Raw genomic sequence first — 431 nt, 5'->3', positions numbered from 1 at the left:
CACATCGGCTCGGGCGAGCAGACCACCTCGCTGCTGGTGTTCCGCGCCGGCTCGTCGCAGCCCAAGGCGGTCCCGCTTGGCCTCGTCACGCGCCTGGAAGAGCTGCCCGCCGACAAGATCGAGTTCAGCAACGGCCGCTACATGGTGCAATACCGCGAGCAGCTGATGCCACTCGTCGCCATGGAAGGCGTCACCATTGCCAGCCAAGGCGCCCAGCCGATCCTGGTGTTCGCCGATGACGGCCGCTCCATGGGCCTCGTCGTCGACGAGATCATCGACATCGTCGAGGAACGGCTCAACATCGAGGTCGGCGGCTCCGCCTCCGGCATCCTCGGCTCGGCCGTGATCAAGGGCCAGGCCACCGAGGTGATCGACGTCGGCCACTTCCTCCCCATGGCGTTCGCCGACTGGTTCACCCGCAAGGAGATGAA

The 431-nt window shown here is 66.4% G+C and carries 1 protein-coding gene; it reads left to right on the top strand.

The window, feature by feature from the left end:
• The coding region (locus RAD10_RS41515; protein ID WP_461621988.1) for a chemotaxis protein CheW at positions 1-431 on the top strand (431 nt) is incomplete at both ends.

It is taken from the genome of Bradyrhizobium sp. 23AC (genome assembly GCF_054863025.1).
The sequence above is the reverse complement of the archived record's forward strand: the minus strand, read 5'-3'. Positions and strand labels throughout refer to the sequence as shown.